Raw genomic sequence first — 2,724 nt, forward strand, 5'->3', positions numbered from 1 at the left:
CCCTCCCCCTCTGGGGGAGGGCCGGGGAGAGGGAACGGCCATGGCGCCCGCAACTTTCATCTTTCGGGGTGGCGCGGGCGCCATGGCCGTTAGCGGGCCGCAGCGCCCCGTCCGGCGCAAGCCTCGACCTCCGGTCGGTTGGGCGGGTGCAAAGGTTATCCGGAGTTCACCTAAAGACGCCCGATCAGGGCGGGACGGCCCACCCCAAAGGGGCCAGACAATCGCCCAGGGGCGCTGCGGGGAGGCGACGCGGCGATCGTGTCACGGCAAGCGCCGGGCGGACTTAGCAGCGGTCCGGCCCCCGAGGCGGCTTGCGTACGTCCCGGTAAGACGCCATGCTTTACCGCGACCCCAGTCGCGGGACCCAAACGACGAGATGGTCCTGGAGGCAGCGGTCAACGGTGGTGCCGAGCTGATCGCCACCTTCAACCTTGCCGACTACCTGCCGGCCGCGACCCGCTGCGGGACTGGGACGGTCCGGGAGTGAACCGCCGCGCCCTGGAGACGAGGTGCCCGAGGGACTGCCCAACCGGTAGCGAGCGCCCCCGATGATCAGCCAGGAACAGATCGATGCCGCCGTCCGCGTACTGGCACAGGTCGCCGACGCGCAGCGTATCCTGCTGTTCGGCTCCTATGCCCGCGGCGATGCGGGAGAAGACTCGGACCTCGACCTGCTGATCATCGAGCCGCAGGTCGCCGATCGCGCGGCGGAAATGGTCCGGTTGCGGCGCGCGTTGCGGCCCTTGCGCATCCCGGTCGACGTGCTGGTCTATTCCGCGGACGAGGTGGCGCGTTGGGGCGGGCAGCCGGGTAGTGCCTTGTATTGGGCGTTGCGGGAAGGCAGACAGGTTTATGTCTGAACCCGTAGCTTGTGTGGCAGATGCCCAGCAGGAGCAAGAGCGGCGAAACCGCCTTCGGCGTTCCGCCTACGTACCGGAACCTATCGCTACGGCGCGGCGCAAACGGCGCTGGTGACACCGCTCCAGCAGTGTCACCCAGGGGTTGGCCGCTGCGCGGCCGGAACCGTCCGGCACCTGTCGCAGTCGCGATCCGGTACGTCGGCCTCACGGCGCAAAGCGCTTGAAACAGGCGTGAAACCGCTGGAGCGGTATCACGAGGGTCCGAAGCGCGATTATCCGCACTCTGGATGGCGGCGACGATGCCTTCCGGTTGCGCAGGGCAAAGTACGGCTTTTGAGGGGAAACACATGGACTGGACCGAGGTCTTGCAACGCATTCAATCCGGTGAGGACGAGCGCACCGAACTCGGCCGCTTCCGCTCTTGGAGCGAGAAGGACTGGCTGGAGTCCGTCTGCGCCCTGGCGAACACCGAGGGCGGCCTGGTGGTCTTGGGCGTCGCCAACGACGGACGCATCGACGGGGTGCCGATGGACGCCGAGGAGGTCCAGGAGCGGCTGACCAACGCCATTCACAATGGTCTCAACGCCCCGGTCCAGGCACGGCTCGGCCGCCGACAGGACGCGCAGGGCTGGGTCCATTGGATCGAGGTCGGACGGATGCGTGGGCCTGAGCCCCTGCGCCACCGCGGCCGGGTGCTGGTGCGGCGGGGCCGCGGCAATGACGAGCCGACGGGATCAGAGTTGCAGGAGTTGTACAACACCTACGGTCTGGTCTTCACCGAGGAGCGCGTGGTGCCCGGCACCAGTGCGGACGCCATCGCGCCGCAGGCCTTTCGCGACTACATGCAGCGCAAGGGCGTGGACCTGGACGCCGAGCCGGGGATGGCGCTGGAGATCGACCTCTACAATCGCGAGGTGCTGGGGCGCGACTTCGACGGCGCACTGCGGGCGACCCTGTTTGGGCTCTTGTGTTTCGGCAAGGACCCCCAGGGGTATCCGCCGACGCGCAATCTGTGGGTGGATCTGGTCGCCTATGCCGGGACCGAGCGCGGCGCCGCGGTGCTGCTGGCCGGGGAGGCGCGCGGCCGGCTCGACGAGCAGGTGCAGCGCGCCGAGGGCTGGTTGCGCGCGCTCGGGCACGGCGAGCGCTATGTCGGGATCGAGCGCACGGAGCAGTGGCCGGTGCCGCTGGCGGCCTTTCGCGAATGCGTGGTCAACGCGGTCGCGCATCGGGACTACAGTATCCTGGGCTCCCGGGTCCTGGTCGAGGTCTTCGATGACCGGGTGGTGGTAACGAGCCCGGGCGCCCTGCCCAATCACAAGCGCCCGGAGTCGGTCCTGGCCGGCGGTACGCCGCGTTCACGCAACGAAGCCATCGCCAACGTGCTGTGGGACCTGCGCCTGATGGAACAGCGCGGCAGCGGCTACCCGCGCATGATCCGCGCGATGCGCGCCTTCAACGGCACCGTGCCGCAACTGGAACACGACAAGGATGAGCGCTGGGTGAGGGTGACGCTGCGGCGGACGGCGGCCGCAACTCCCTCATCCTAGAGTCCTGCAAGTGCTCACGCCAAGGCGCCAAGCTCGCCAGGGAATTTCAAGGCGTTGTTGAAGTGATTTGGCTCACCCATCGGGCAATCCGGCTGCTGCGCAAATCCCTTTATTTCTTCTTGGCGTCTTGGCGGCTTGGCGTGAGCAATTGCCGGATTTGGGTTCTTGGGATTGCGGGTGACGCGCCCGACTGGTGCCTGCCGCGCGGGTGCGATCAGCCCTGATGTGGTGACCGAGATCCCGGGTACGCTGTCGTTGTCGTTGTCGTTGTCGTTGTCGTTGTCGTAATCGAATAATCCGACCACGATTACGAC

At 67.5% G+C, this 2,724-nt stretch carries 4 protein-coding genes; 3 read left to right on the forward strand and 1 reads right to left on the reverse strand.

Annotation, left to right across the window (positions count from 1 at the left end; all coding sequences use genetic code 11):
- Positions 1-82: 82 nt before the first annotated feature.
- The 3 genes from QZY48_RS34605 to QZY48_RS06025 all read left to right on the forward strand — a co-directional run bounded on the left by QZY48_RS34605 (position 83) and on the right by QZY48_RS06025 (position 2,410).
- Positions 83-487, forward strand: a complete 405-nt coding sequence (locus QZY48_RS34605) for a PIN domain-containing protein (RefSeq protein ID WP_366929639.1) — start codon at positions 83-85, stop codon at positions 485-487.
- Positions 488-548: 61 nt separating this feature from the next.
- Entirely contained in the window at positions 549-860 is a 312-nt protein-coding gene (locus QZY48_RS06020) for a nucleotidyltransferase domain-containing protein (protein ID WP_295429010.1), read from the forward strand.
- Positions 861-1,207: 347 nt separating this feature from the next.
- Positions 1,208-2,410, forward strand: a complete 1,203-nt coding sequence (locus tag QZY48_RS06025) for an ATP-binding protein (RefSeq protein ID WP_295429012.1) — start codon at positions 1,208-1,210, stop codon at positions 2,408-2,410.
- A 14-nt stretch (positions 2,411-2,424) separates the two neighbouring features.
- Here the strand turns inward: QZY48_RS06025 and QZY48_RS06030 are convergent.
- Positions 2,425-2,724: hypothetical protein (locus QZY48_RS06030; RefSeq protein WP_295429015.1), on the reverse strand; the 300-nt coding region annotated here is incomplete at its 5' end.

It is taken from the genome of uncultured Thiodictyon sp. (genome assembly GCF_903828115.1).
Taxonomy (GTDB): domain Bacteria; phylum Pseudomonadota; class Gammaproteobacteria; order Chromatiales; family Chromatiaceae; genus Thiodictyon.

Bases quoted from the DNA above. Each gene is read 5' to 3' on its own strand.
- QZY48_RS34605 (WP_366929639.1), top strand. From the start codon at position 83: ATGGCCGTTAGCGGGCCGCAGCGCCCCGTCCGGCGCAAGCCTCGACCT.
- QZY48_RS06020 (WP_295429010.1), top strand. From the start codon at position 549: ATGATCAGCCAGGAACAGATCGATGCCGCCGTCCGCGTACTGGCACAG.
- QZY48_RS06025 (WP_295429012.1), top strand. From the start codon at position 1,208: ATGGACTGGACCGAGGTCTTGCAACGCATTCAATCCGGTGAGGACGAG.